We start from the raw sequence: 22,803 nt of genomic DNA, 5'->3' as shown, positions 1-22,803 counted from the left end.
GTCAGCGTACTACCAGAAAACTTCTTCTTTATTGGGCGGATTATCGTAAGGGTTATCGGCCCGGTTACGTCTTTGCTGCAGCTCTTCGAGCAAGGTCCCGGTGCGATTAATCGTAGGCGTTCTGGGATCGTCTTCGCTACTTTCACCATTCTCACCGTTGATAAATTCAACATCGGCATCACTGCCACTGCGCCCTTTGATGCCTGCATCGAGCGCTTTATTGAGTAGCGTAATTGAAATGCGTCGATTGACCGCCGCCGCCGGGTCATCGGGTTTCAACGGTGCCGTATCGCCCATGCCAATCACCTGAGCGATCTGTGACTTAGGCACACCAGCTTCCATCAGGGCACGACGAGCCGAATCCGCCCGCAGCGACGACAGGCCCCAGTTGATGTCGTCTTCATCGCGTTGGTTTACTACGCCAGATGAATCCGTATGGCCGGTAATCTGTAAACGATGATCCAGACCTGAGAGCATGGGCGCCAGCTCCCATAAAATATCCTCAGAGTAGTAGCGTAAATGAGCGCTGCCCTGATCAAACATTGGGCGATTGGTCTGATCCACAATCTGCAACCGCAGACCTTCGGTCGTTAGGTCGAGCAACAGCTGATTCTTGAACGGACTCAGTGTCGGGCTGGCAGTGATCATCGCCTGAATTTTGGCTTTCATTTCTTCCATGCGCCGTTGCTCAATGGCATCAGCCAGGCTTTCAATCTCATCCGCCTGAAGAATTTTCTCGGGATCAATGGTTTCTGAGACAGCGATATTGTCAGAGGTTGTTGGTGAACCGCCAAGATCAATAACGTACTTAGACGGCACCAGCTTGCCCTCTTCAAAGGCTTTCGGGTCCTGAAAGTAACCCGATATGGCCTCCCGCTCCTGTTCGTTGGAGGAGTTAATGACCCATAGCACCAGAAATAAGGCCATCATTGCCAGTGCAAAGTCCGCCATCGCGACCTTCCAGGCGCCACCATGCTCTTCGTGTTTGCCCTTCTTATAACGACGGACAACGATATTCTGATGTGGGCTTAACTTCTCCATCAGCAATCACTCATCAGCGGCTGCGCACTTTGCTTTCGACTTCATTGAAGGTCGGACGCTTATGGGTGAACAGTGACTTACGGCCAAACTCCACCGCCAGCTGCGGCGGTAGTCCGTTCAGGGAGGCGATAATGCAGGCCTTTGCAGCTTCGTAGAGTTTAATTTCTTCTTCGGCGATATGACGCATGACAGAAGAGATTGGCCCAACCAGACCATAGGCGAGTAAAACACCACTGAATGTCCCGACCAGAGCGGCCGCCACATGAGCACCGATTTCGTTGATATCACCGCCAATGGCGCCCATGGTGATCACGATACCTAATACTGCGGCAACAATACCAAAGCCCGGCAAGGCATCTGACACTTTACCAACCGCCATGCCCGGTTGTTCCAGCTCGTGCATGCGTGCCTCTATTTCCTGATCCATCAGGGATTCCAGCTCGAACGACGTGAGGTTACCTGCGGCGATAATGCGAAAGTAGTCAGCAATAAAGACGGCCAGTTCATGATTCGCCTGAATCGCGGGATAGCGCGCAAAGAGTGCACTGGTGTCCGGGTTCTCGACATCCCCCTCAATCGCCATGATGCCTTCCCGGCGCGCTTTATTGAGAATGTCATAGAGCAACCCAAGTACATCCATATACATGGTTTTTGAGACGCTCCCGCCCATAATCACCTTGGGAATCAGGCGAAATGACGACCAGACAACATGCCAGGGATTCGACAGAAGAAAGGCACCAAAGGCCGCGCCGACAATAATCAGTATCTCGAAGGGTTGCCACAATGCCAGCAGTTGGCCATGTGACATCACATAGCCATACAGGACACTGCCAAAAACAATCACGACACCTGCTACAAATAGCATCCAGCCAATTTCCTCAGCGGTACTCCGCATTTAACTCAGGATGCGAACCGAAACCCTTCCGTGACAAAAAAGACACACAGATTACACGGGACGAAATACGCATCACGACTATAGTAAGTAAAGGATACAAATGACCGTTTAACAAACCGGGAACACTCTCTCCATGCAGAATTCTGCGCTTCAGACGCCCAGCGCCGCTCAATGGGAGGCCGTACTGGCGTTCCGTGACTTACCTATCCTGAAAGAAACACGGGATGCATTAAGGGTCGAACTCAAAAATCCGCAGGTCAGCTTTGAATCGCTGGTACCTGTGGCGGAAAGAGATCCGGCACTCTGCTGGCACTTACTGCAAAAAGCCGTCAACCATAACCCCGGTTGCCGCGAACAGATTCACGGCGTTTATAACTGCCTGTCGCTGCTCGGCATGCAAGAGCTGATTATTCTGGTGAAGAAGCTCCCGGTGATTGAAGACCACCCGGAGGATGCTTCACAGAAAGTGTATCGGCAGGCACTGTACACTGCGCACATGGCCGGTTGCCTGGCAGCACAATGGGCGAGTGCGAAAGGCACACCCACGAGTACGGCCTATTGGTCAGCCATGCTGGCTAACTCTATCCTCTGGCCCTGGCTATTGCTCGATCAGTCCAGTCACAACTGGTTTCACTACCTGAGCGAGGGCGATGATCTCAGTACCGCTTCTCGCAAAGTATTCGGTAACTCACCCGAGAACTGGAAACGCCTGGTGCGTCGGCACAACCTGCCCGACCCGGTTGTCGATATGTTTCAACGAGATAAATTACCAGAGAGGAAAGACTGGCGACGCCTGCGCAAACAAGACCCAAGAGATCTGGATACCGGACGCCAACTGATCCACAAAAGCCAGAGTGCTTCTATGCTTGCGCTGACCGCAGCGAATACTGCCTGGCACCTTCATATAAACCCGGAAGGTGAGCGAAGCCAGCGCTGGTTGGCAATGAGCAGTCATGCGCAGGGGCGCCGCTATCCGACACTGGTCAGCGAGAGCCGTAAAGTTCAGCTGGATGAAGCGCGTTTGAGAAAGTCTGCATTGGCCTCTGGCATTGCGTTGCTGACTACACCGAGACCAGAAGCACTGTCGTACCCTAAATGGACACCTCTTCCAGAAGTTGCGCCTGCATATGCGGCCACGACTTCGCCCAACGACACGACAGCCAAAGTCGTGCAGGCCGAACCGGATGTACGCTCAGAAGCCGAGATTGATAAAGTGTCGGCGCCCGAAACTCAATCGCCAACCAAACCTGCTCGTCATGGCAGCGCGTACCTGTCTAAGTTGATGGGGCAATTGTCTGAGTCCCCCGCAAGCTTCGGTGACTGGCACTATCTGATGCAGGGGGTATTGAAAGGTATTCATCTTGGCATTGGCATCGATCACGCGATTGTTATGCTGCCCGGTAAAAATCGTTCATCCCTGCGTACAGTCTACTCGGAGAACCCTGACGGCCTGACGCCTCTGTCGAGTACCAGCATCCCGTTGCAGGTCGCTCCTTTACTACGTCAGTTAATGAAGCAGTCTGCGGCCGTTCATATCACGCCGGCGACTTGTGGACGATACTTCAAAGGCATGCCCCCGGAGCTTGCCGATGCACTTCCGCAAGAATTGTTGCTGATGTCAGTCCACGCAGGTCGCGACCCCATCGGAATTGTCATTGCCGCAAACTCTGGCAATAAAGCAATATCCAAAGCGCAATACCAACGTTTCCGGCAACTCTGCACGACAACCAGTCAGGGGCTGGCTTCTCTCCGACAGCTCAGTGCCCAGAAAAATAAACCCGCGGGTAAGGCCCATAAGGCCGCGCGACAGACGTCGTGACCTGACACAGGGTGGTCTCTCAGATACACTTCGTGCCAACGAAATAATTAGCTGAGTGAACCCCCCATGGCTGACCTCCCTTTGTTGCTGGAGCCAGAACAACTGGCTGACCTGTTACCGCTCGATAATGTCCTGGTCATCGACCAGAGTAAGGCAGAGACCTTCGTTGAAGGTCATATTCCGGGTGCAGTTCACCTCGACTTCAAACGTTTACAACGTCCGGGTACACCCGTCCCTGGTCTGTTACCAGAAGTCTCAGATCTTGAAGCCGTATTCAGCGAGCTGGGACTGACGCCTGACACTCACGTTATCTGCTCTGACGACGAAGGCGGTGGCTGGGCCGGGCGTCTGATCTGGGTACTCGACTGCATAGGCCATACAAAATATTCCTATATTAATGGCGGTATCGTCGCCTGGCGTCAGGCGGGCTTACCACAGGAAACCGGCACCGTTACCCCGCAGGCGTCTGACTATAAAATCACTGCGATTAACCCGGATGCCACCTTCACCAAAGCCCAGGTACTGGATAACCTCGGAAAACCGGACTTTGCCATCTGGGACGCTCGCTCAGCCGCCGAATACACGGGTGAAAAAGTGATTTCAGCCCGCGGTGGCCACATTCCGGGAGCCGTGAATTATGAGTGGACCCGTGGAATGGACAAAGACCGCGGTTTACGTATTAACGATCTGGATGCTTTCCGCACCTTACTGTCAGGCCTGGGTATCGATGAGACTAAGCGTATCGCTACGCACTGCCAGACCCACCATCGTTCCGGATATACCTACCTGGTTGGTAAAATTCTGGGATTCGATATCCGGGGTTACGCTGGCTCGTGGTCTGAGTGGGGCAACGACGAAAACACACCGGTTGTGACCGGCACGGAACCTAATTAAGAGATGACCCAATGAGTTTTAAAGACAATCTGTTTATCGCCAGCCAATACGTTGTCCCACAGCACCTGCTCTCTCGTGCGGTGGGTGCTCTGGCTGAGACAGAAATGGAATGGGTAAAAAACCCGCTCATTAATCTGTTCATCAAAAAGTTTGGCGTCAATATGAGCGAAGCTCAGCGCCAGACGGCCTCTGAGTTCTCCTGTTTTAACGACTTTTTTACACGCGAATTAATTGATGGTGCACGCCCGATTGAAGGTGATGCCTCTGTCCTGTGTTCACCCGCTGACGGTGCCGTATCACAACGAGGGGAAATCGTTGATGGCCGTATTTTTCAGGCGAAAGGACAGGATTACTGCCTGACTGAGCTGCTCGGTGGAGACGCCAAACGCGCAGCGCCTTTTATGGGTGGCGAATTCGCGACCATTTACCTGTCGCCGAAGGATTACCACCGGGTACACATGCCGATGGCCGGCAAACTGCGTGACATGATTTATGTTCCCGGCGACCTGTTCTCTGTGAATCAGGTAACCGCCGAGAATGTACCTCGCCTGTTCGCTCGCAACGAACGGGTTGTCTGTATTTTTGATACCGACAAAGGACCGATGGCGATGGTGCTGGTAGGCGCTATGATCGTCGCCGCCGTTGAAACCGTCTGGGCTGGCCACATTGCTCCGCCACGCCGCGAACTGAAGGTCAGCGAATACGGCGCCCCAGTCGATGTATCGCTGGAAAAAGGCGCAGAAATGGGTCGCTTCAAACTCGGTTCGACCGTCATCCTGTGTCACCCGAAAGGCGTTGTCGACTGGAAGGATGCCTTTGAAGCGGGCTCACCGGTGAGAATGGGCGAGGCCATCGCAGACCTTTCGTGATCAGGCTCAAGCCCGACCTATCTATGGCCTTGGCCTGATCCAGTCGTGATCAGGCTCTTGGCCAGTCAAAACTGAGTACATCACTGATGCGCTCAGCCTGAAGTACATGCATCAGTAAGCGGTCTACGCCCATGGCTACGCCAGAGCATTCCGGCAAACCATGTTCAATCGCCGCCAGTAAGTGCTCATCCAGAGGACGCCCATCGGCTTCTTTTTCAAAGCGACGACGCTGTTCCTCCGCATCGGTCAGTTCGTGATATCCGTTGGCTAATTCAGTGCCGTTAAAGAACAATTCAAAACGTTCTGCCACCGGGTTGCCATCGGCATCGTAATTCACCTTCGCAAGCGCTGCCTGACTTGCGGGGAAGTCATAGATAAACACTAGAGTTTCTTCGGGCAAGGCCGGTTCGACCTTGTGGCTCATGATGATATCTAACCAGCCGTCACGGCCAAGCTGTAAATCCTGTCCTGCGGCAGAAATACCGACCGCAGCGATGTCCTCATCCGATGCCTTATGGACATCGATACCAGCAAACTGCTTCAGCGCACTGGCGTAGCTCATACGCACTTCGGGTAACTCTGCCCAGCGGGTTTTAAACAGCGCCCGCACCAGGTCCCGGACTTCTCCCATCAGACGATCCAGCGACCAACTGACACGGTACCATTCGAGCATGGAAAACTCAGGGTTATGACGACGCCCTGCTTCCCCCGCACGAAACACCTTACACAGCTGCCAGATATCTCCGCTTCCTGCACACAGCAGGCGCTTCATTGCGTACTCAGGCGAGGTATGTAGCCAGCGCCCTTCGCGAGTCTGCATCGGTTCAATATTGGGATCAGAAACAGGCGCGTTTCCTAACAGAGGAGTATCGACCTCAAGCACGTCGCGTGCGTAAAAGAACTCACGAATAGTGCGGTAAAACGCAGATCGGGCAGCCAGAGCTGCCCGATCGCAAGAGGGTTGCCAGCGCGAATCAAGCACGGCCGACGTATTCGCCCGAACGGGTATCAATCTTCAGTACTTCACCGATATTGATAAACAGAGGGACTTTAACAACCGCACCGGTCGACAGGGTTGCAGGCTTACTACCACCGTTCGCAGTGTCGCCTTTTACACCCGGATCGGTCTCGACCACTTCAAGCTCTACAAAGTTAGGCGGTGCAACGGTAAGAACAGCGCCGTTGAACAGGATGACAGTGTACACGTCCTGCTCTTTCAGCCACTTAACGGTGTCGCCTACGGCTTCCTGAGAAGCGCCGTGCTGTTCGAAAGAACCATCGGTAGCCATGAAGTGCCAGAATTCACCGTCGGTGTAGAGGTATTCCATGTCCACTTCCATCACGTCAGCGCCTTCCAGGCTGTCTCCTGACTTGAAGGTCTTCTCAAGCACACGACCGTTACGCAGGTTACGGAGCTTAACACGATTGAATGCCTGGCCCTTGCCCGGCTTGACGTACTCGTTTTCCACAATGGAGCACGGCTCATTGTCGAGCATCACTTTGAGACCCGATTTAAATTCGTTGGTAGAATAGTTAGCCATTTTGACTTCCGCTTACTGTCAGGTAATAAATTAAGGTGCGTATCATAACGCGAACAGAGCCGCCTGTAGAGATGCAGGATTGGCGACAGATTCTCGCTGACTCTTTCCGTGACGGTGAGCGCCTGCTCAGCTATCTGGATATCCCAAGTGATAAGGCGTTACAGGCAGATCATCCTGCTCTGGCTTTCCCTTTACTGGTGCCCCGGCCCTTTGCTGATCAGATGGCTCGTGGTGACTTGAATGATCCGCTGCTGCGACAGGTTCTGCCCATCGCCAGCGAAACCCATGCAGCAGACCTGCCGGGCTACAGTGCCGATCCTCTTGGAGAGCGCCAGACGAACATACGCCCTGGGATTATTCACAAATACCAGGGGCGGGTACTGATGCTGGCTGCGACCGGGTGCGCCGTAAACTGCCGTTACTGCTTCCGCAGGCACTTCGACTACGCTGACAACCGCTTGAGTCGGGAGGAAAGAAAATCGGCTCTGGACTATATCCGTGCCGACACCAGCATCTCAGAAGTCATACTCAGTGGTGGCGACCCGCTGATGCTTCAGGATGCTGCATTCGCCGACCTGATAACCGCCATTGACGAAATAGACCACGTACGACGTATTCGCATACATACCCGGCTGCCAGTAGTTATTCCGCAGCGCCTGACGCCAGAACTGCAGACAGTGCTCAGTCATACCCGTGCAGATAACGCCATGGTGCTCCATGTTAATCACCCTAACGAGCTGACCGCTCTCCATGCGGAACGTCTGCGTGAACTCAGAAGCAGTGGCGTAACGCTTCTCAACCAGAGCGTGCTCCTGAATGGCGTTAATGATGACATTGTTATTTTGGCCGAATTAAGCGAGAAGCTCTTTACAATGGGGGTGCTGCCCTATTACCTTCACCTTCCAGATAAAGTTGAAGGGACGCAGCATTATTTCGTCGACGACAAGGACGCCACCGCGCTCTATCTCGGTATAAGAGAACAATTGCCGGGCTACCTTGTCCCACAACTTGTGAGAGAAGTGCCCCGAGACCCCTACAAGCGTCCCCACCCCGTTCTGGCCTGATCGCACCGGTATTTTGTGATAGCGTAGCCAGTTCGTGTAAAAGAAATTCACATTTCTCTTTTGAAACGGTTAAATGTCGTGTAGTTGCTGGAAGATACACGCCATAGAGGCTATATAAATCGCTAACCCCGAAAGTTAACAGCAGGATCGCATGGACAGCCAGAGCACACCGATAACATTGCATATCCCGAATGCAACTCAAGGCGAGTTGTCGTTCTGTGGTTCGGGACTTCCGGCGTTCTCACAGTGGGCCAAAAGCCTGCCAATGGCAAATACCGGGGAAGCTTCCCGACGCCTCTATCAGGCCATCCGCGAGTTAAACGCATTAAGCTGCCCTCCGGCACAGCGATTTGAACTCCTCGAAGTTATCCGCCCTTATATACACTCGGTCTGCAAAGTCCTGAATAAGCACTTTTTGCAGTCCTCTGTATCCCTGAATGATAAGCAACTTAAGATCGCTAATCTGAGCCAAGCGTTGCAAGGGCATCTCGCGACTGGTTACAAAATGGTGGTCGCACACAGTGTTGATCTGCTTGGCGCCGGAGACCGTCCGCCCAAGCACTTTGCACCGGCTATTCACCGAGCAATTGTCGACAGCAGTCAGATTATTCTGCGGGCCTACCAGCTGTATTTTCAGCCGCCAGACAGAACCTGGCTGGACGTGAACCAGATCTACCTGATGGCAGAAGCGCGCCGTCTGGAAAACATCACTATTGAAGATCAACAAGCACGGTACGTTTACAAATCTACAATCCGTGACGCCTTCGCACGCATACACCTTTTGGGGACAGCGAAACCCAGCAACCTGCGCCAGCAGGATCTGGCACAACTGTATGAAGTATGTGAATACTGGGCACCTCACGCTGAACTGACGCCGGCTGACGATGAAAGCGCTCTGTTTATCATCAACCTTCATCGCGACCGCCCAGGCCAGTATCGCCAGCATCTGCGCGATAACCAAAAGATAAATTTCCGCAGCCTGAACACGCAAAAACTGGTTCAGGCGCTGAAGCTATATGCGTCTGCGGGCAGCGATGGCCGGATTACCGTGCCAGATAAGACCAGCGAAACGCTGATTTCCCATACGATTCAATCCTGGGGAATTCACTGGCAGCGTTCATTCCGTCGCGTGCCTACCGATGGTCAACTGAGTGTCTGCGTCGGTCTGTCTGCATTGCACTACTACACGGCAGGGAAACGCGACTTTGATCAGGTTTCCCTGAAGATGAAACCTGTTGATCAGGGCCCTGCCGGTAAATCTGTTGATACCGGCGCCACTGTGTCTGACGATGTCTGGGCAGATGCCTTTGACGCCGGTGGCTCGCGTATGCCAGACAATAAAGCGATGAATCTCGATGCGATCGAGTTCATCAACCGCCATCAGATCGAAGAAGAAGAAAACAGCGAGCCCAAAACCCGCTACAGCAGCTATGGCGTCATTCTTATCAATACCAGTCCGGGCGGCTACTGCCTGCAATGGAAAGGTGAGCTACCCAGCGCCATTCAGGCCGGTGAGCTGATCGGCATTCAGGAGCGCGGCGTACGCCACTGGTCTGTCGGGGCAATCCGCTGGATTCGTCACCTGCGAGGTCAGGGGACTCAGCTGGGCGTTGAACTTCTGGCACCTCGTGCCGAAGTCGCTATCGCTCGCCTGCTGCAAAAAACCGGCAGCAACGGTCCGCAGATGCGAGCTCTGGTTCTGCCTGCGATTAAAGCGATCGCTCAGCCTGCCAGCGTCATACTGCCGCGGGTGCCCTTCCGTACCGGCAATAAGATTGAGTTGATGCATGAGAAACTCAGCGGACGCTATCAGTTAAGCAAAAGCCTGGCGTCTACTAATAGCTTTGGGCAATTCCAGTTCAGGGCTTCCGGAGTCTCATCCGAGCAAAAACGCCAGGTGGCCACCAGCGTTGGTGATGCTCTGATTGAAGATGATTTTGATTCTCTCTGGAATAAACTCTGATTGGGAAAACGGGTGACAAAATTTGTCACCTATGTCGTTTTTCTTTGATTCGACAGCACCTATAATTTCGGGTTTTCTTCAACCGAGGTATGCTCACTCATGTCGCTATCCCGTAACACACTACAACTACTGTTACTGACGCAGACTCAGAACGACGCAGAACAACTCGTCAGTCTGATGCGCAATTCCGGTTTCAGTACACGTGCCCGGACAGTGATCACACATGAGCAATTTGAAGAGGCCCTTAAGTCCGCCCAATGGGATGTCGTAGTTGCCGATCCGGATCTGGAAAACATCGAGTTCACTGAGCTGCTGAGCCAGATTCATCGACTGAACTACGATATTCCTTTGATTCTCATACCGGGAAATTCCAGTAATGCTCTTCTCGAAAGCGCACTGACGAAAGGCGCCAGTGCCGTCGTGGCTTTTGATGAAAGCAACATCCTGATGCAGACCATCCGACGCGAAGTCGAGCACTTGCGCAACCGCCAGGAAGTCCGCCTGTTGAAGGTTAAACTACGAGACGCAGAAAAGCGCTCGCGCACGCTGCTGGAAAGTTCACGCGATCCGATTGCTTACATTCATGATGGTATGCATGTCCATGCAAATTCTGCCTATCTTGAAATGTTCGGTTATGAATCGGTCGAAGACCTCGAGGGTATGCCGATCATGGACATGATTGCCTCGGACAGCCAGGCGAGTTTTAAGGATTTCCTGAAGCAATACCGCACCGGCATACCTGATAGCTTTGAGCTCGAAACCACGGGCGTTCTGCCGGATGGTGAGCAATTTCCGATGACCATGAGTTTCAGCGACGCCACCTACAGCGACGAGCCATGCAATCAGATTCAGATCAGTCGTCGTGATACAGAGAGCGAATTGGCTGCTGAACTGACCGAACTGCGGCACCGTGATGCGGTCACGCAGTTGCACAACAAGGAATATTTCCTGGAGCGCCTGACACGCGCTGTCGATCACGCCGTTCTCGAAAAACAGTACAGCACTCTGGTGTACGCGGAAATTAATGGCTTCGATACTATACGTCGCGATGTTGGTATTGAATCCAGCGATACGGTGATCCGCGAAATCAGTCAGTGCCTGAGCAGCATCGCGCATGAATACGATGTCACCGCGCGAATTTCAGATGATACCTTTATCTGGATGATGCCGGGTGGTGACCCAGCCAAGGCACGCCAGCAAGCCCAGAAACTGATCAGCACGGTCAATAATCTCCTCATTGATCTGGAACAGCGTACCGTGCAGCCAACACTCAGCCTTGGCATAACATTGATCACAGACGCCAGCCCGGTACCGACCGAGATCCTGCAACAGGCTCACCTTGCCTGCGATGCTGCCGCCGAAGAGAACAAGCAGAGTAGCAGCAGCGCTCACCTGTTTATGCCGGAAGACAAATCGGAAGCACGACAAACGCGCTCGATGGAAAAGCAGATCACGACGGCACTGTCGCGAAATCAGTTACGGCTTCTGTTCCAGCCTCTGATCAGTATGCGGGGTGATGATGCCGAACATTACGAGGTGCTGCTTCGATTACCCGGAGGAGATGCCTCAGACCCTCAGGCCGGGGCATTTATTAACAGCGCCGAGGTCAGTGATACGCTCAAACGGAAACTGGATCGCTGGGTCATCCTGCATGCTACCAAGCTTCTTTCTGAGCGTCAGAAACAAGGTAAAGACACCAAGCTCTTTATCAATATTACTGGGGCGTCTCTGCGCGATGAGAAGTTACCCGCCTGGGTTCAGGTCGCACTGAAGGCCGCCGGACTCAATCACAACGCGATCATTTTTCAATTCTCAGAAGAAGATGCTGTGCGCTATGCAGCGCCTGCCAAACGCTTCTGTTATCTGGTGCGCGCGCTCGGCATCAGTACCGCTGTCAGTCGTTTTGGCTGCGAGCTGGAGCCGATGCGCCTACTGCAACAGGTAGATATTGATTACGTAAAAGTCGACGGTTCATATATCCGCGAGATTGGCGGCGATAACGCTAACGGCAACAAAGCGTTGAAAGAGCTGCTCAGCGAGGTACACGAGGCAGGGAAAATCAGTATCGCCCCATTCATCGAAAGTTCATCCACCGTGGCCAATATCTGGCACTACAGTGTTCACTTTATTCAGGGCTATTACGTTCAGGCGCCACAGGCGGATATGACGTATGACTTCTCAGAAGAATAAGCCAGAGCTTCTACATCAGTAGAAGCTCTGCTCTCTATAATGCGAATGCGAGCTCTATAAAAGGACCTGGGAACTGGCTGAGCAGCACCCGCGCTTAATGAATATCGCGGTCGTGGTAACCAAGAAGATAAAGCAGCCCATCCAACCCCAGTGTTGAGATCGCATGTTTGGCGTTTTCACGTACCAGTGGCTTCGCACGGAACGCGATGCCAAGACCAGCCACCGATAACATCGGCAGATCATTCGCACCATCACCCACGGCGATGGTCTGCTCGAGGCGGATGCCCTCACGCTCCGCGAGTTCACGTAGTAGCTCAGCTTTACGCTGACCATCAACAACACGCCCGGTCACGCGCCCCGTCACGACGTTGCCTTCCATCTCAAGCTCATTCGCGTAGACGTAATCAATGCCCAGCTGAGACTGGAGATAACGCCCGAAATAGGTGAAGCCACCTGACAGAATCGCGGTTTTGTAGCCCAGCGCTTTCAGGTTACGGATCAGACGCTCAGCACCCTCTGTAACAGGCAGGCGCTCAGCAATGCCCTGCAACACGTCCCCATTCAGACCTTTCAATAGCGCAACCCGCTGTTCAAAACTCTGTGTGAAGTCGAGTTCTCCCTGCATTGCCCGCTCGGTGATTTCAGCCACCTGCTCACCTACGCCGGCGGCGTGAGCAAGTTCGTCGATCACTTCGGTTTCGATCAGGGTCGAATCCATATCGAAGCAGACAAGGCGACGGGTACGTCGGTACACATCATCTTCCTGGAAGGCGATATCAACGTTCAGATCGTTGGCGGCTTCCAGAAACTGCGCTCGCATGGCAGTCTGATTTGCTTCACCGCGAACAGAAAACTCGACACAGGCGCGGGTTGTCTCGCTTTGCTTATCCAGCGGGACACGGCCAGAAAGGCGACTGATCTGGTCAATATTGAGGTTGTGCTCGGCAGCAATAGAAGTCACGCGTGCGATAGCGTCGGCCTGAATGGTCCGCGCTAACAGCGTGATGATATGACGGGGTTTCCCCTGACCAGCGACCCAGTGCTCGTAGCTTTCAGGCGTCACCGGAGTGAACGAGACTGACAGCCCCATTTCGTGGATTCTGAAAAGTACGTCTTTCAGAACCGGAGCTGCTTCCGCCGTTGACGGGATGGCTGCCAGTATCCCTAACGAAAGCGAGTCGTGGATTTCGGCCTGACCGATATCCAGTACTGTCACTTCATACTGTGCAAGGATACTACTGATGGTCGCAGTAACACCGGGCTTGTCAGCACCGGTGATACGAATGAGCACTAATTCCGTCACGGAGGTCTCGCTTAATCTGCAGATCAGAGTTTGTCGGTGTCTGATTTCGCTGCGGCAACCACGGCACGCAGTTCTTCGATCAGTTCAACGGTCTCGTGTACAGACAGAGCACGCACGCGGTCAACACTCATCAGAAACAGACCTTTCTCAAGTTGTGCCAGTTTGTCCTGCAGAGACTGTTTCACATCACTCATGGTCATTCCTCATCTAAACTATATCTAAACTGTAATTTACTAGCTGTCATCCATCACAGAAGTCGTGTTCGGTGCTGGCGTTGCGACAAGCGCGGCATATAATACCATTAAAGTTATGGAAATTTAGAATTATCAGGACAGCCGATGCCCAATCTCCGCACATTCAGCGAAACACTCAACACCAGCCAGCGCGCTGGTCTACTGGCAGCGGTCATGGTCCTGATTGCGGGCATCGTACTGAGCGCTCTCGCCTATACCGAGGTACGCAGTTACGCCCACCAGCAACTCACTTCAGAAAACACGCGTCAGCTGCAACATCTCGGTGCATTACTGACTCCAGCATTAGTGCGGGACGACCGGATTACCCTGAACCTGACCCTGAGTGAGTGGGACGCCGGTAATGCTATGCCTGCCATTCGTGTGCTTGACCGCGAAGGCAAGCCAGCAGCCAGTGCCGGGCGTATTAACGCAGAACTGACCATGATGCCCGTCGAGATCCGCCAGGACGGTACTCTTTATGGCTCACTGGAAGGTTATACAACAGATGCTCCGGCGCAGACAGCAGCGACACGAGTGGCTTCGCAAAGTCTGCTGGTCACTGCAGCCCTGAGTCTGATTGCGGGCCTGGCGGGCTGGATGCTAAGTGAGAAGTACGCACGCTACCTACGCCAGCTGCGAACGAAACTCAGCGGCTGGCGCGATGGTGAAGAGCTGACCCTACCGATGGGGCCGGGAGACCCAGACCTGCAGTCACTGCACTCCGTTCTGGGCGACATATCCAAACGTGAGCAACAACGTCGCGCGGTTGAGGTTGCTCTCGGGCAGTTCATGGGCAATGAAGACACCCCATTCCCTGACCCGATGAAGTACTACGACTGCGCCATGCTTTTTATTGAGATTCAGGACCTTGAACTACTTCAGCAACGTCTCAGCGCTGAAGAGCTGACCACCACGCTGAATCAATATCATCGCCTGCTCTCTCAAGCCGCTAAGCTCTACAACGGTAAAGTTGACCGCTACCTCGGTGACGGCGTCGTTATGCTGTTTGGCGTACCCGGCCGGGACCGCAATGCCGCCATGCACTGCCTGTATGCGGCACGCCTGTTTACCAGCCTGGTTAATCACCTGCACGAAACGAGCTCTGGGGTACTTCCGCTTGAGTTTAACGTTGCAGCTCACTGGGGCCCGGTACTTATGGCGCCTCTTCAGGATGGCGTGTCGACTCAATACAGCCTGATTGGCGATGCTGTGCACTGGGCATACCACCTGGCGGCCCAAAGTGAAGAACGCCGGATCATTGCCAGCCAGACCTTGATAGAAATGCTTGAAGACGGCCACGATATCATCTGGAGCGAGGGGCCGAATATTCGTGACCTGCATGGTGGCGTGCAGCCAACCTACTGGCTTAACCAGCTACCAGAGAAAACAGAATCTCTGATTCAGCGCCAGATGAAACACATCACCAGTATGACTGAAAGCGCCTGACCACCAGCACCTCACTTACCGACGGCGCATCTGCTCCTGCAACTCTGCCATACGTTGCAGGACACCAATCCCCTCAAGATAGTTACCTTCAGGCGCGCACTGATGCGCCATCATCAACACAGCCTCAAGTGTGCTGACGCCGCCTTCCACCTGACTGGTACGGAGGTATTCAGACGGTCCATCCGGGCTGAGCGAGACTCGTGGAAGCGATAACAACCAGGGATTAAGTAACGTTAAGCGCCGGACTTTGCGCCAGGTGCCGTCGAGTACCAACACCGTATGAATGGCTTGCACATCTGCTTCGATTGAGCATTCGTCCGATGGGTAGAGGAGCGCAACACCAGCGTCTGCTGGCACCGCGAATACTTCTTCAAAGGTAAATTGATCGCCGACTTTCAGTTCGCACCCCTTGATACTGCGTTCGAGTAAGGGCGCTGTGGACAATGGATGCTTAGCTTCGTCCGGGTCCTGCCAGATCACTAAGCGGAACGGCAGCTCATAATGAATCAGATGGCTGCAGAGGCAGACCTTCTCTGGCCTCCCGCAGCCATCACAGACCGACCTGCTCATCGCAGCCTCATCAAAGCTTTACCCACGTTCGAGAAGAGGCTGCAGGAAGCGCCCGGTATGCGAGTGCTCCATCGCACCGATGTCTTCAGGAGTACCTTCACCGATAATCAAGCCGCCCTTCGAACCACCTTCTGGCCCCAGATCAACAATCCAGTCGGCGGTTTTGATGACATCAAGGTTATGCTCGATCACCACCACGGTATTACCATGATCACGAAGACGATGCAGAACAACTAACAGCTGTTCGATGTCATGAAAGTGAAGGCCCGTGGTCGGCTCATCAAGAATGTAGAGTGTCTTACCGGTATCCCGCTTCGACAGTTCTTTCGCTAACTTAATACGCTGCGCTTCACCACCGGACAACGTGGTCGCTGCCTGACCGAGGCGAATATAACTGAGACCGACGTCCATCAATGTCTGAAGTTTACGAGCCACTGCCGGGATCGCATCGAAGAATTCACGCGCATCTTCGACCGTCATATCCAGCACCTCATGAATATTCTTACCCTTGTAGCGGATATCCAGAGTTTCGCGGTTGTAACGCTTACCCTTACAGACATCACACGGCACATAGATATCAGCCAGGAAGTGCATTTCGACTTTGATCACGCCATCACCCTGACACGCCTCACAACGTCCGCCTTTCACATTGAAAGAAAAACGACCGGCTTTATAACCGCGTGAGCGCGCTTCCTGTGTTCCAGCGAATATTTCACGAACCGGAGTGAATATCCCGGTGTAAGTCGCAGGGTTGGAGCGCGGAGTACGACCAATCGGAGACTGATCAATATCCACGACTTTATCGAGCTGATTCAGCCCCGTGATACTTTTATGCTCCGAAGGCTTAAGCGTGGTTGCACCGTTCAGTGCTGTCGCAGCCAGCGGGTATAAAGTGCGGTTAATCAGGGTTGATTTACCCGAACCGGAAACCCCGGTGATACAGGTCATCAGCCCCAAAGGAATGGTCAGATCAACACTGTCCAGGTTGTTACCGTTAGCGCCTTTTAACGTCATGACTTTTTTCTTGTCATATTGCGTACGCTTTTCCGGAAGAGCGATAGCCCGTTTGCCGCTGAGGTATTCCCCCGTGACAGAGTTTTTATTCTTCATCACCTGAGCGGGTGTGCCTTGCGCAATCACTTCACCGCCATGCACACCAGCACCCGGGCCAATATCGATCAGATGATCGGCACTACGAATTGCGTCTTCATCGTGTTCGACAACGAGTACGGTATTACCAAGATCACGAAGGTGGAACAGGGTTTTAAGCAGGCGGTCATTGTCACGTTGATGCAGACCAATCGATGGTTCATCAAGAATATACATCACCCCAACAAGACCAGCACCGATCTGAGAAGCCAGGCGAATCCGCTGAGCTTCACCACCCGAGAGCGTGTCAGAGCTACGGTTAAGTGTCAGATATTCAAGACCGACATTGACCAGAAATTGCAGACGATCACGAATTTCTTTCAGAATTTTTTCAGCAATTTCACCTTTATGGCCATCCATCTGAAATTCTGAAAAATAGTTATGAGCATCTTCGACCGGCATGCTGGTGCAGGCATGAATGGTTTTATCGCCCACAAAAACGTTACGGGCCTCACGTCGCAGACGTGAACCATCACACGCAGGGCACGGCTGAATGCTCAGGTACTTAGACAATTCCTCAAGCACCATCTGAGAGTCGGTTTCGCGGTAACGCCGCTCAAGGTTTGGCAGCACCCCTTCAAACGGGTGAGATTTGCTGACGCGATCACCACGGGAATTCACGTAAATAAATTCGATTTTTTCATCACCAGAGCCACGCAGTATTGCATCGCGATGTTCAGGCTTCAGGTCTGCCAGAGCAGTATCAATATCAAAGCCATAATGATCCGCCACTGAACACAACATCTGATAGTAATAAACGCTACGACGGTCCCAACCGCGAATCGCGCCCTCGCCCACACTCAGAGAATCATCGTGTACGACGCGGTCAGGGTCGAAATACTGTTTCACACCCAGACCATCACACGTCTGACAGGCACCGGCCGGGTTGTTAAATGAAAAGAGACGAGGCTCCAGCTCTGAAAGGCTGTAACCACAGTGCGGACAGGAAAACTGAGAAGAGAACATCATGGGTTCTTTCTCTGGCGCATCCATATCAGCGACCAGCACCAGACCACCACTGAGTTCGAGACAGGTCTCGATGGATTCTGACAGGCGCTGCTCAATACCTTCTTTGACTTTAAAACGATCTACCACGACCTCGATCGTGTGCTTTTTGCGCTTATCAAGGTCGGGAGTATCATCGAGGTCACACACAGTGCCGTCTACACGAACACGAATAAAACCCTGTGCACGCAGGCTTTCAAATACATGCAGGTGCTCACCTTTTCGATCCCGGATTACAGGCCCAAGAATCATGCATTTACTGTCTGCGGGTAACAGCATAATTTCATCAACCATCTGGCTCACTGTCTGAGCCTCAAGAGGCACATCGTGATCCGGGCAGCGCGGCGTTCCGACACGCGCAAACAGCAGACGTAGGTAATCGTAGATTTCGGTGACAGTACCAACGGTCGAGCGAGGATTATGAGAGGTCGATTTCTGTTCAATAGAAATCGCCGGAGATAAGCCTTCAATCAGATCGACGTCGGGCTTTTCCATCATCGACAGGAACTGACGAGCATAAGTAGATAGTGACTCAACGTAGCGCCGCTGCCCTTCAGCGTACAGAGTGTCAAACGCCAGAGAGGATTTGCCCGAGCCACTGAGGCCCGTGATTACCACGAGTTTATCCCGTGGGATATCAATATCGACGTTTTTGAGGTTGTGTGTACGTGCGCCGCGAACGAGAATTTTATCCATGTGGAGCTTTCACTACCTGAGTCAAAACCTCCATTGTAAAGCAAGGCGAAGACGGGTTCAGCCGCTTTTACTGTGAATTATCCTGTTGCTTCTGCTTCTTCCTTGTCATGCAGCTCGTGCATATTTTCTTTTGCCCAGTTCACCGCCTGAATTCGGTTAGTCACTCCGATTTTCCGGAACAGGTTATAAACGTGAGTTTTTACCGTATGCATGCTGACGTTGAGTTCATCAGCCACTTCAGCGTTTGTCGCCCCTGTAGCCGTCAGGCGCAGTATCTGCTTTTCACGACGAGTGAGAATACCGGCAAAGCCGGTGGCGTTTTTAGGGCGCTCGCGGGTTCTCTCAAGAAAAGCCGCCATGAGATGGCGTGGTAGCCAGAGCTCGCCGAGAAACAGACTTTCAATGCCTCGACACAACTGGCTGTGGGTCGTACCGATGTAGAATAGACCATTCAGTTTAGGCCAACTTATCAGCTGTTCGGAGGGGTGTCGTTTCGCCACATTAAATACGGCAATACCAACATCGGCTTGCAGGTCATGAAGACAATCCACCAGCTCGCGGATACGTTCTGGAGCTGCGCTCCCGGAATCAATCAAAGCAATCACTCTGTCTGCTTCGAATTCCCACTCTGCCCGCCAGTGACGAACATCTATCAGCTGACACTCAATACCTGTGTTCTGATGAACGTTGCCGATCAGTATCGAGTTCTCAAGGTTTGTCTGACCAAAAAGAAGTATTCTTCGTTCGATGGCAGGTGATCTCTGGTCCATAAAGTCTCTCCATGTACTTTCGCCCAAGCTAGTCGCTTCCGTCTTGGTATATCCCTTATACCCCTAAAGGAGTTTACCGCAATCAGACTAAGATGGTAGTGGGATTTGGCGTCATCAAGACTCCCCCTCCAGCGCCGACAATCTGGTAGACTAGCCGCCCTGATTCACAGTTATCGATTGGCCGCACAGTGACCCCAGATAAAACCGAACAACGCGCCGTGATCTCCCTCGCCTCACTATACGCTCTTCGTATGTTGGGCCTGTTCATGGTTCTGCCCGTCATGATGCTCGAAGGCGAGCAACTGGAAGGTGCAACACCTCAGCTGCTGGGGCTGGCTATGGGCGTATACGGCCTGACCCAGGCGCTGTTACAGATCCCTGCCGGCGCACTCTCCGATAGGATTGGCCGCAAGCCAGTGATCATCGGTGGATTGCTGATCTTTGCCCTGGGCAGCGTTATCGCGGCCACCTCAGACAGTGTCTGGGGAGTGATCATAGGGCGCGCATTGCAAGGCGGTGGCGCTATCGCCAGTGCGATTATGGCCCTGGTCACTGACCTGACCCGCGAAGAGCACCGGATGAAAGCGATGGCTTCCATCGGTGCCAGCATCGGCCTTTCTTTCTCCGTCGCTCTCATACTCGGGCCCTGGCTGGCTTCCTTCGGTGGCCTTCACCTGATTTTTGCTGTCACCGCAGTACTGGCCATCGGCGGCGTTCTGGTTACTCTTTGGGTTATTCCTGCTCCCCCGGCCAAACAACACAGAGATGCCAGCGCAGCTCTTCCTGTCATTATCGAACAACTTAAAAATCGCCGCATGTGGCCCCTGAACCTGGGGATTTTCTTACTCCATGCTCTGATGGTCGCTATTTTCGTCGCTATCCCTGCTCAATTGGTTGAAGCAGGTCTGACGGCGGATCACCACAGCTGGCTATACCTGCCCGTACTGCTGGTCGCCTTTGTCTTGATGGTGCCACTCATCATCATTGCCGAGAAACGCCAACGCATGAAGGGTGTCGTTATTACAGGCGCACTGATCATTGCTGCCGCACTTCTGCTCATGGGCGCAGCTTCCTCACTCTGGCACTGGATCGTATTACTGTTGTTGTACTTCTGGGGCTTCAACCTGATGGAAGCCAGCCTGCCCTCATGGCTTAGCAAAATTGCTCCCGCAGGCGCTAAAGGTAGCGCCATGGGAATCTACTCCAGCATGCAGTTTCTGGGAGCCTTCTTCGGTGGCAGTATCGGGGGCTGGGTTCTCAGCTACTATGGTGCACCAATTCTGTTTGTCGGACTGGGGGCATTGGTGGTACTTTGGGCGCTGTTAATGTCTCAGACCAATGCACCGCGTCATCTGGTCAGTGTCCGCCTGCCGGGCCATCGCCATCTCGATAATTCAGCCCTGGCATCACTTGAAGCTCTGCCCGGCGTTGCTGAAGCACTTTATCTTCCGGCAGAAGACGCGGTATATCTGAAAGTCAGTGCGGATGAATTCAGCCGCGAAGACGCACTGACCTTGATCGAATCCACAGGAGAAAAACATGGCTCGCAGTGTTAATAAAGTCACTCTCATCGGCACCCTGGGTCGCGACCCTGAAGTGCGTTACCTTCCGAATGGCAATGCCGTAGCCAACCTGTCACTGGCAACAGATGAAAGTTACAACGACAAGGCAACCGGCCAGAAGGTCGAGCAGACTGAATGGCACCGCCTGACCGTCTATGGACGTCTTGCCGAAATCTGCCAGCAATATCTGAAAAAAGGTTCACGAGCCTACTTCGAAGGCAAGCTGCGTACCCGCGAATGGGAAAAAGACGGCGTAAAACGATACACCACAGAGATCATCACGAACGAGATGATGATGCTGGATTCACGCGGCGACGGCATGAGCTCTGGTGCAGGGCAGATGCCAGGCAACATGAGTGGTGGCATGGGTAGCGGAATGGGCGGTTACCAGCAACCACCTCAGCAGCCACGCCAGGCTCCGCAGCAGCCGGCTCAACAGCCAGGCGGTTATCAACAGGCGCCACAGCGCCCGCCTCAGCCTGCACAGCAACCGGCTCAGAGCGGATATGGCAATCAAGGTGGTTATCAGCAACCTCCGCAACAGGCACCTCAGCAGCCTGCTCCGCAGCCAAGCAATAGCTTTGATGATTTTGACGACGACATCCCGTTCTAAGGGAATTGAAAACGGGGCTTCGGCCCCGTTTTTTATATCTGGCCCCAGAAACTTAAAAGACACCTGTCTGACAAAACGTCAGATTCGACGTTAACTGTATGTCTCTGAGGCCAAGTCTAATGCCGCATTAAGACTCTATAATGCTGCGCATTCACTACAGACTAATGGGCATAATAGGCCAGACACACTCCGACTCAGGTATTCAATTAAGGAAGCCTCAGATGTTAACGAAAGAGATCAAGAACCCTACTCCACCAGTCATTCAGTACATTCGTATTGCCCTCAAGAACCCAGCAAAACCGAAGCAAGAACTGGTCTGTGAAGAACGTGCACGTTTCTCCCGTAAAAACGTCAGGATCGATCCTTCCAAACTGGAAGAGTACCGTCGCCAGTGTGGCTTTGAGAAAAGTAAGTACCTGCCTTTCACTTTTCCTTTTCTGCTGACCTTCCCACTGCAGAGTGCGCTGTTTTTGTCGGATGCTTACCCTTACCCGGTCATGGGCCTGGTGCATATCCGTAATATCATCACTCAGCACAAACAGATTCCTGTCGACGCTACCCTGGATACCGATTGCACCCTGATCGGCCCGGAAAAGGTCCACAACGGTGAACTCTTCACTTTCTACACTCGCATGCACATGGACGGCGAACTCGTCTGGGAGTGCCGTAGCGTGCTCCTCAAGCGTGGAAAGAAGAACCCGGATATGGAAAAAGCGCCAACGCTGGATGTCCTTGAGAATCCTGAACGTATCGTAGACTGGGAAGTACCGGCCCTGACAGGCGTTAAGTACGCGCTTCTCGGGCGGGATATCAACCCTATTCATCTGTTCCCGTTCACGGCACGGGCATTCGGCTTCAAGCGTCCGATTGCTCATGGTATGTGGGCAAAAGCACGCGCCATGGCGTCGATCGAATCTCACCTGAAAGGGCGTCCTGCGGAAGTCACTGTAGACTTCAAGCTACCTATCTTCCTGCCGGGACAAGCGCAGCTGGGCTATAACGTCCGTAAAGACGGTGTGGACTTCGGCTTAACCGATCCAGAAGATGGCAAGCCATTCCTCGCGGGTCAGGTGAAATACATCTGAGCTACCCAGTTTCAGACAGACACAAAAAAACCGGCCATTGGCCACTGCTGTCCCACAGTTTTGGGATCATATAACGAGCCTCATCTGAGGCTCGT

Annotated in this window: 19 protein-coding genes; 10 read left to right on the top strand and 9 right to left on the bottom strand. The window is 53.1% G+C overall.

What is annotated here, in order from left to right; genetic code table 11:
• Positions 1-9: 9 nt before the first annotated feature.
• A complete protein-coding gene (locus tag AC5E51_RS10430; RefSeq protein ID WP_301181771.1) occupies positions 10-1,041 on the bottom strand; it encodes a flagellar motor protein MotB in 1,032 nt (343 codons plus the stop codon).
• A 13-nt stretch (positions 1,042-1,054) separates the two neighbouring features.
• A complete protein-coding gene (gene motA / locus AC5E51_RS10425; RefSeq protein ID WP_300428690.1) occupies positions 1,055-1,906 on the bottom strand; it encodes a flagellar motor stator protein MotA in 852 nt (283 codons plus the stop codon).
• Positions 1,907-2,069: 163 nt separating this feature from the next.
• On the opposite strand from motA, the gene AC5E51_RS10420 reads away from it, so the two are divergent.
• The 3 genes from AC5E51_RS10420 (at position 2,070) to asd (ending at position 5,518) form a co-directional block, all read left to right on the top strand.
• Complete coding sequence (locus AC5E51_RS10420; protein WP_491778544.1) at positions 2,070-3,755, top strand: HDOD domain-containing protein; 1,686 nt, start codon at positions 2,070-2,072, stop codon at positions 3,753-3,755.
• 66 nt (positions 3,756-3,821) lie between these two features.
• Positions 3,822-4,649 (top strand): sulfurtransferase, encoded by an 828-nt coding sequence (locus tag AC5E51_RS10415; protein WP_068437297.1) that lies wholly within the window; start codon positions 3,822-3,824, stop codon positions 4,647-4,649.
• An 11-nt stretch (positions 4,650-4,660) separates the two neighbouring features.
• The gene (gene asd / locus AC5E51_RS10410; RefSeq protein WP_491778543.1) at positions 4,661-5,518 is read left to right on the top strand and encodes an archaetidylserine decarboxylase; all 858 of its coding nucleotides are present in this window, start codon (positions 4,661-4,663) and stop codon (positions 5,516-5,518) included.
• 49 nt (positions 5,519-5,567) lie between these two features.
• Here the strand turns inward: asd and epmA are convergent, their stop codons facing one another.
• Positions 5,568-6,500 (bottom strand): EF-P lysine aminoacylase EpmA, encoded by a 933-nt coding sequence (gene epmA, locus AC5E51_RS10405; protein ID WP_297533887.1) that lies wholly within the window; start codon positions 6,498-6,500, stop codon positions 5,568-5,570.
• The gene (gene efp, locus AC5E51_RS10400) at positions 6,493-7,059 is read right to left on the bottom strand and encodes an elongation factor P (RefSeq protein ID WP_068437287.1); all 567 of its coding nucleotides are present in this window, start codon (positions 7,057-7,059) and stop codon (positions 6,493-6,495) included. Before efp ends, epmA begins: the two co-directional genes overlap by 8 nt.
• Positions 7,060-7,094: 35 nt before the next feature.
• Between efp and epmB the strand changes: the two genes are divergently transcribed.
• The 3 genes from epmB to AC5E51_RS10385 all read left to right on the top strand — a co-directional run bounded on the left by epmB (position 7,095) and on the right by AC5E51_RS10385 (position 12,276).
• Positions 7,095-8,123 (top strand): EF-P beta-lysylation protein EpmB, encoded by a 1,029-nt coding sequence (gene epmB / locus AC5E51_RS10395; RefSeq protein ID WP_491778542.1) that lies wholly within the window; start codon positions 7,095-7,097, stop codon positions 8,121-8,123.
• A 151-nt stretch (positions 8,124-8,274) separates the two neighbouring features.
• The gene (locus AC5E51_RS10390) at positions 8,275-10,086 is read left to right on the top strand and encodes a cyclic-di-GMP receptor FimW-related protein (RefSeq protein ID WP_491778541.1); all 1,812 of its coding nucleotides are present in this window, start codon (positions 8,275-8,277) and stop codon (positions 10,084-10,086) included.
• A gap of 99 nt (positions 10,087-10,185) precedes the next feature.
• Complete coding sequence (locus AC5E51_RS10385) at positions 10,186-12,276, top strand: EAL domain-containing protein (protein ID WP_491778540.1); 2,091 nt, start codon at positions 10,186-10,188, stop codon at positions 12,274-12,276.
• A 94-nt stretch (positions 12,277-12,370) separates the two neighbouring features.
• Here AC5E51_RS10385 and serB read toward each other — a convergent pair whose 3' ends face one another.
• The gene (gene serB / locus AC5E51_RS10380; protein ID WP_297533890.1) at positions 12,371-13,579 is read right to left on the bottom strand and encodes a phosphoserine phosphatase SerB; all 1,209 of its coding nucleotides are present in this window, start codon (positions 13,577-13,579) and stop codon (positions 12,371-12,373) included.
• Positions 13,580-13,602: 23 nt separating this feature from the next.
• Positions 13,603-13,773, bottom strand: coding sequence for a hypothetical protein (locus AC5E51_RS10375; protein ID WP_175607907.1), 171 nt, complete (start codon positions 13,771-13,773; stop codon positions 13,603-13,605).
• A gap of 144 nt (positions 13,774-13,917) precedes the next feature.
• On the opposite strand from AC5E51_RS10375, the gene AC5E51_RS10370 reads away from it, so the two are divergent.
• On the top strand, positions 13,918-15,258 hold the full coding sequence (locus AC5E51_RS10370) for an adenylate/guanylate cyclase domain-containing protein (protein WP_297533891.1): 1,341 nt from the start codon (positions 13,918-13,920) through the stop codon (positions 15,256-15,258).
• Positions 15,259-15,273: 15 nt separating this feature from the next.
• Here the strand turns inward: AC5E51_RS10370 and AC5E51_RS10365 are convergent, their stop codons facing one another.
• The 3 genes from AC5E51_RS10365 to AC5E51_RS10355 all read right to left on the bottom strand — a co-directional run bounded on the left by AC5E51_RS10365 (position 15,274) and on the right by AC5E51_RS10355 (position 19,448).
• The gene (locus AC5E51_RS10365; protein ID WP_297533892.1) at positions 15,274-15,828 is read right to left on the bottom strand and encodes a tRNA-uridine aminocarboxypropyltransferase; all 555 of its coding nucleotides are present in this window, start codon (positions 15,826-15,828) and stop codon (positions 15,274-15,276) included.
• 18 nt (positions 15,829-15,846) lie between these two features.
• A complete protein-coding gene (gene uvrA / locus AC5E51_RS10360) occupies positions 15,847-18,678 on the bottom strand; it encodes an excinuclease ABC subunit UvrA (RefSeq protein ID WP_491778539.1) in 2,832 nt (943 codons plus the stop codon).
• Positions 18,679-18,755: 77 nt separating this feature from the next.
• Positions 18,756-19,448, bottom strand: coding sequence for a LuxR C-terminal-related transcriptional regulator (locus AC5E51_RS10355; RefSeq protein WP_068437262.1), 693 nt, complete (start codon positions 19,446-19,448; stop codon positions 18,756-18,758).
• 188 nt (positions 19,449-19,636) lie between these two features.
• Here AC5E51_RS10355 and AC5E51_RS10350 point away from each other — a divergent pair, with 188 nt between their 5' ends.
• The 3 genes from AC5E51_RS10350 to AC5E51_RS10340 all read left to right on the top strand — a co-directional run bounded on the left by AC5E51_RS10350 (position 19,637) and on the right by AC5E51_RS10340 (position 22,708).
• Complete coding sequence (locus tag AC5E51_RS10350; RefSeq protein WP_488045982.1) at positions 19,637-21,004, top strand: MFS transporter; 1,368 nt, start codon at positions 19,637-19,639, stop codon at positions 21,002-21,004.
• Complete coding sequence (gene ssb / locus AC5E51_RS10345) at positions 20,988-21,623, top strand: single-stranded DNA-binding protein (protein WP_491778538.1); 636 nt, start codon at positions 20,988-20,990, stop codon at positions 21,621-21,623. Before AC5E51_RS10350 ends, ssb begins: the two co-directional genes overlap by 17 nt.
• Before the next feature lie 221 nt (positions 21,624-21,844).
• Positions 21,845-22,708 carry a MaoC/PaaZ C-terminal domain-containing protein gene (locus AC5E51_RS10340; RefSeq protein ID WP_068437253.1) on the top strand — a complete coding sequence of 288 codons (864 nt, stop codon included), beginning with the start codon at positions 21,845-21,847 and terminating at the stop codon, positions 22,706-22,708.
• Positions 22,709-22,803 lie beyond the last annotated feature (95 nt).

This window comes from Thalassolituus sp., from assembly GCF_984348125.1.
Note: the sequence above shows the minus strand (reverse complement) of the source record. Positions and strands in the feature narration are given on the sequence as shown.

What these genes read in the sequence shown, in the direction of transcription:
- efp (WP_068437287.1), bottom strand. Translation starts at nt 7,059, where the DNA reads ATGGCTAACTATTCTACCAACGAATTTAAATCGGGTCTCAAAGTGATG.
- AC5E51_RS10355 (WP_068437262.1), bottom strand. Translation starts at nt 19,448, where the DNA reads ATGGACCAGAGATCACCTGCCATCGAACGAAGAATACTTCTTTTTGGT.
- AC5E51_RS10390 (WP_491778541.1), top strand. Translation starts at nt 8,275, where the DNA reads ATGGACAGCCAGAGCACACCGATAACATTGCATATCCCGAATGCAACT.
- AC5E51_RS10365 (WP_297533892.1), bottom strand. Translation starts at nt 15,828, where the DNA reads ATGAGCAGGTCGGTCTGTGATGGCTGCGGGAGGCCAGAGAAGGTCTGC.
- AC5E51_RS10415 (WP_068437297.1), top strand. Translation starts at nt 3,822, where the DNA reads ATGGCTGACCTCCCTTTGTTGCTGGAGCCAGAACAACTGGCTGACCTG.
- AC5E51_RS10370 (WP_297533891.1), top strand. Translation starts at nt 13,918, where the DNA reads ATGCCCAATCTCCGCACATTCAGCGAAACACTCAACACCAGCCAGCGC.
- uvrA (WP_491778539.1), bottom strand. Translation starts at nt 18,678, where the DNA reads ATGGATAAAATTCTCGTTCGCGGCGCACGTACACACAACCTCAAAAAC.
- AC5E51_RS10385 (WP_491778540.1), top strand. Translation starts at nt 10,186, where the DNA reads ATGTCGCTATCCCGTAACACACTACAACTACTGTTACTGACGCAGACT.
- ssb (WP_491778538.1), top strand. Translation starts at nt 20,988, where the DNA reads ATGGCTCGCAGTGTTAATAAAGTCACTCTCATCGGCACCCTGGGTCGC.
- motA (WP_300428690.1), bottom strand. Translation starts at nt 1,906, where the DNA reads ATGCTATTTGTAGCAGGTGTCGTGATTGTTTTTGGCAGTGTCCTGTAT.
- AC5E51_RS10375 (WP_175607907.1), bottom strand. Translation starts at nt 13,773, where the DNA reads ATGAGTGATGTGAAACAGTCTCTGCAGGACAAACTGGCACAACTTGAG.
- AC5E51_RS10420 (WP_491778544.1), top strand. Translation starts at nt 2,070, where the DNA reads ATGCAGAATTCTGCGCTTCAGACGCCCAGCGCCGCTCAATGGGAGGCC.
- AC5E51_RS10340 (WP_068437253.1), top strand. Translation starts at nt 21,845, where the DNA reads ATGTTAACGAAAGAGATCAAGAACCCTACTCCACCAGTCATTCAGTAC.
- AC5E51_RS10430 (WP_301181771.1), bottom strand. Translation starts at nt 1,041, where the DNA reads ATGGAGAAGTTAAGCCCACATCAGAATATCGTTGTCCGTCGTTATAAG.
- asd (WP_491778543.1), top strand. Translation starts at nt 4,661, where the DNA reads ATGAGTTTTAAAGACAATCTGTTTATCGCCAGCCAATACGTTGTCCCA.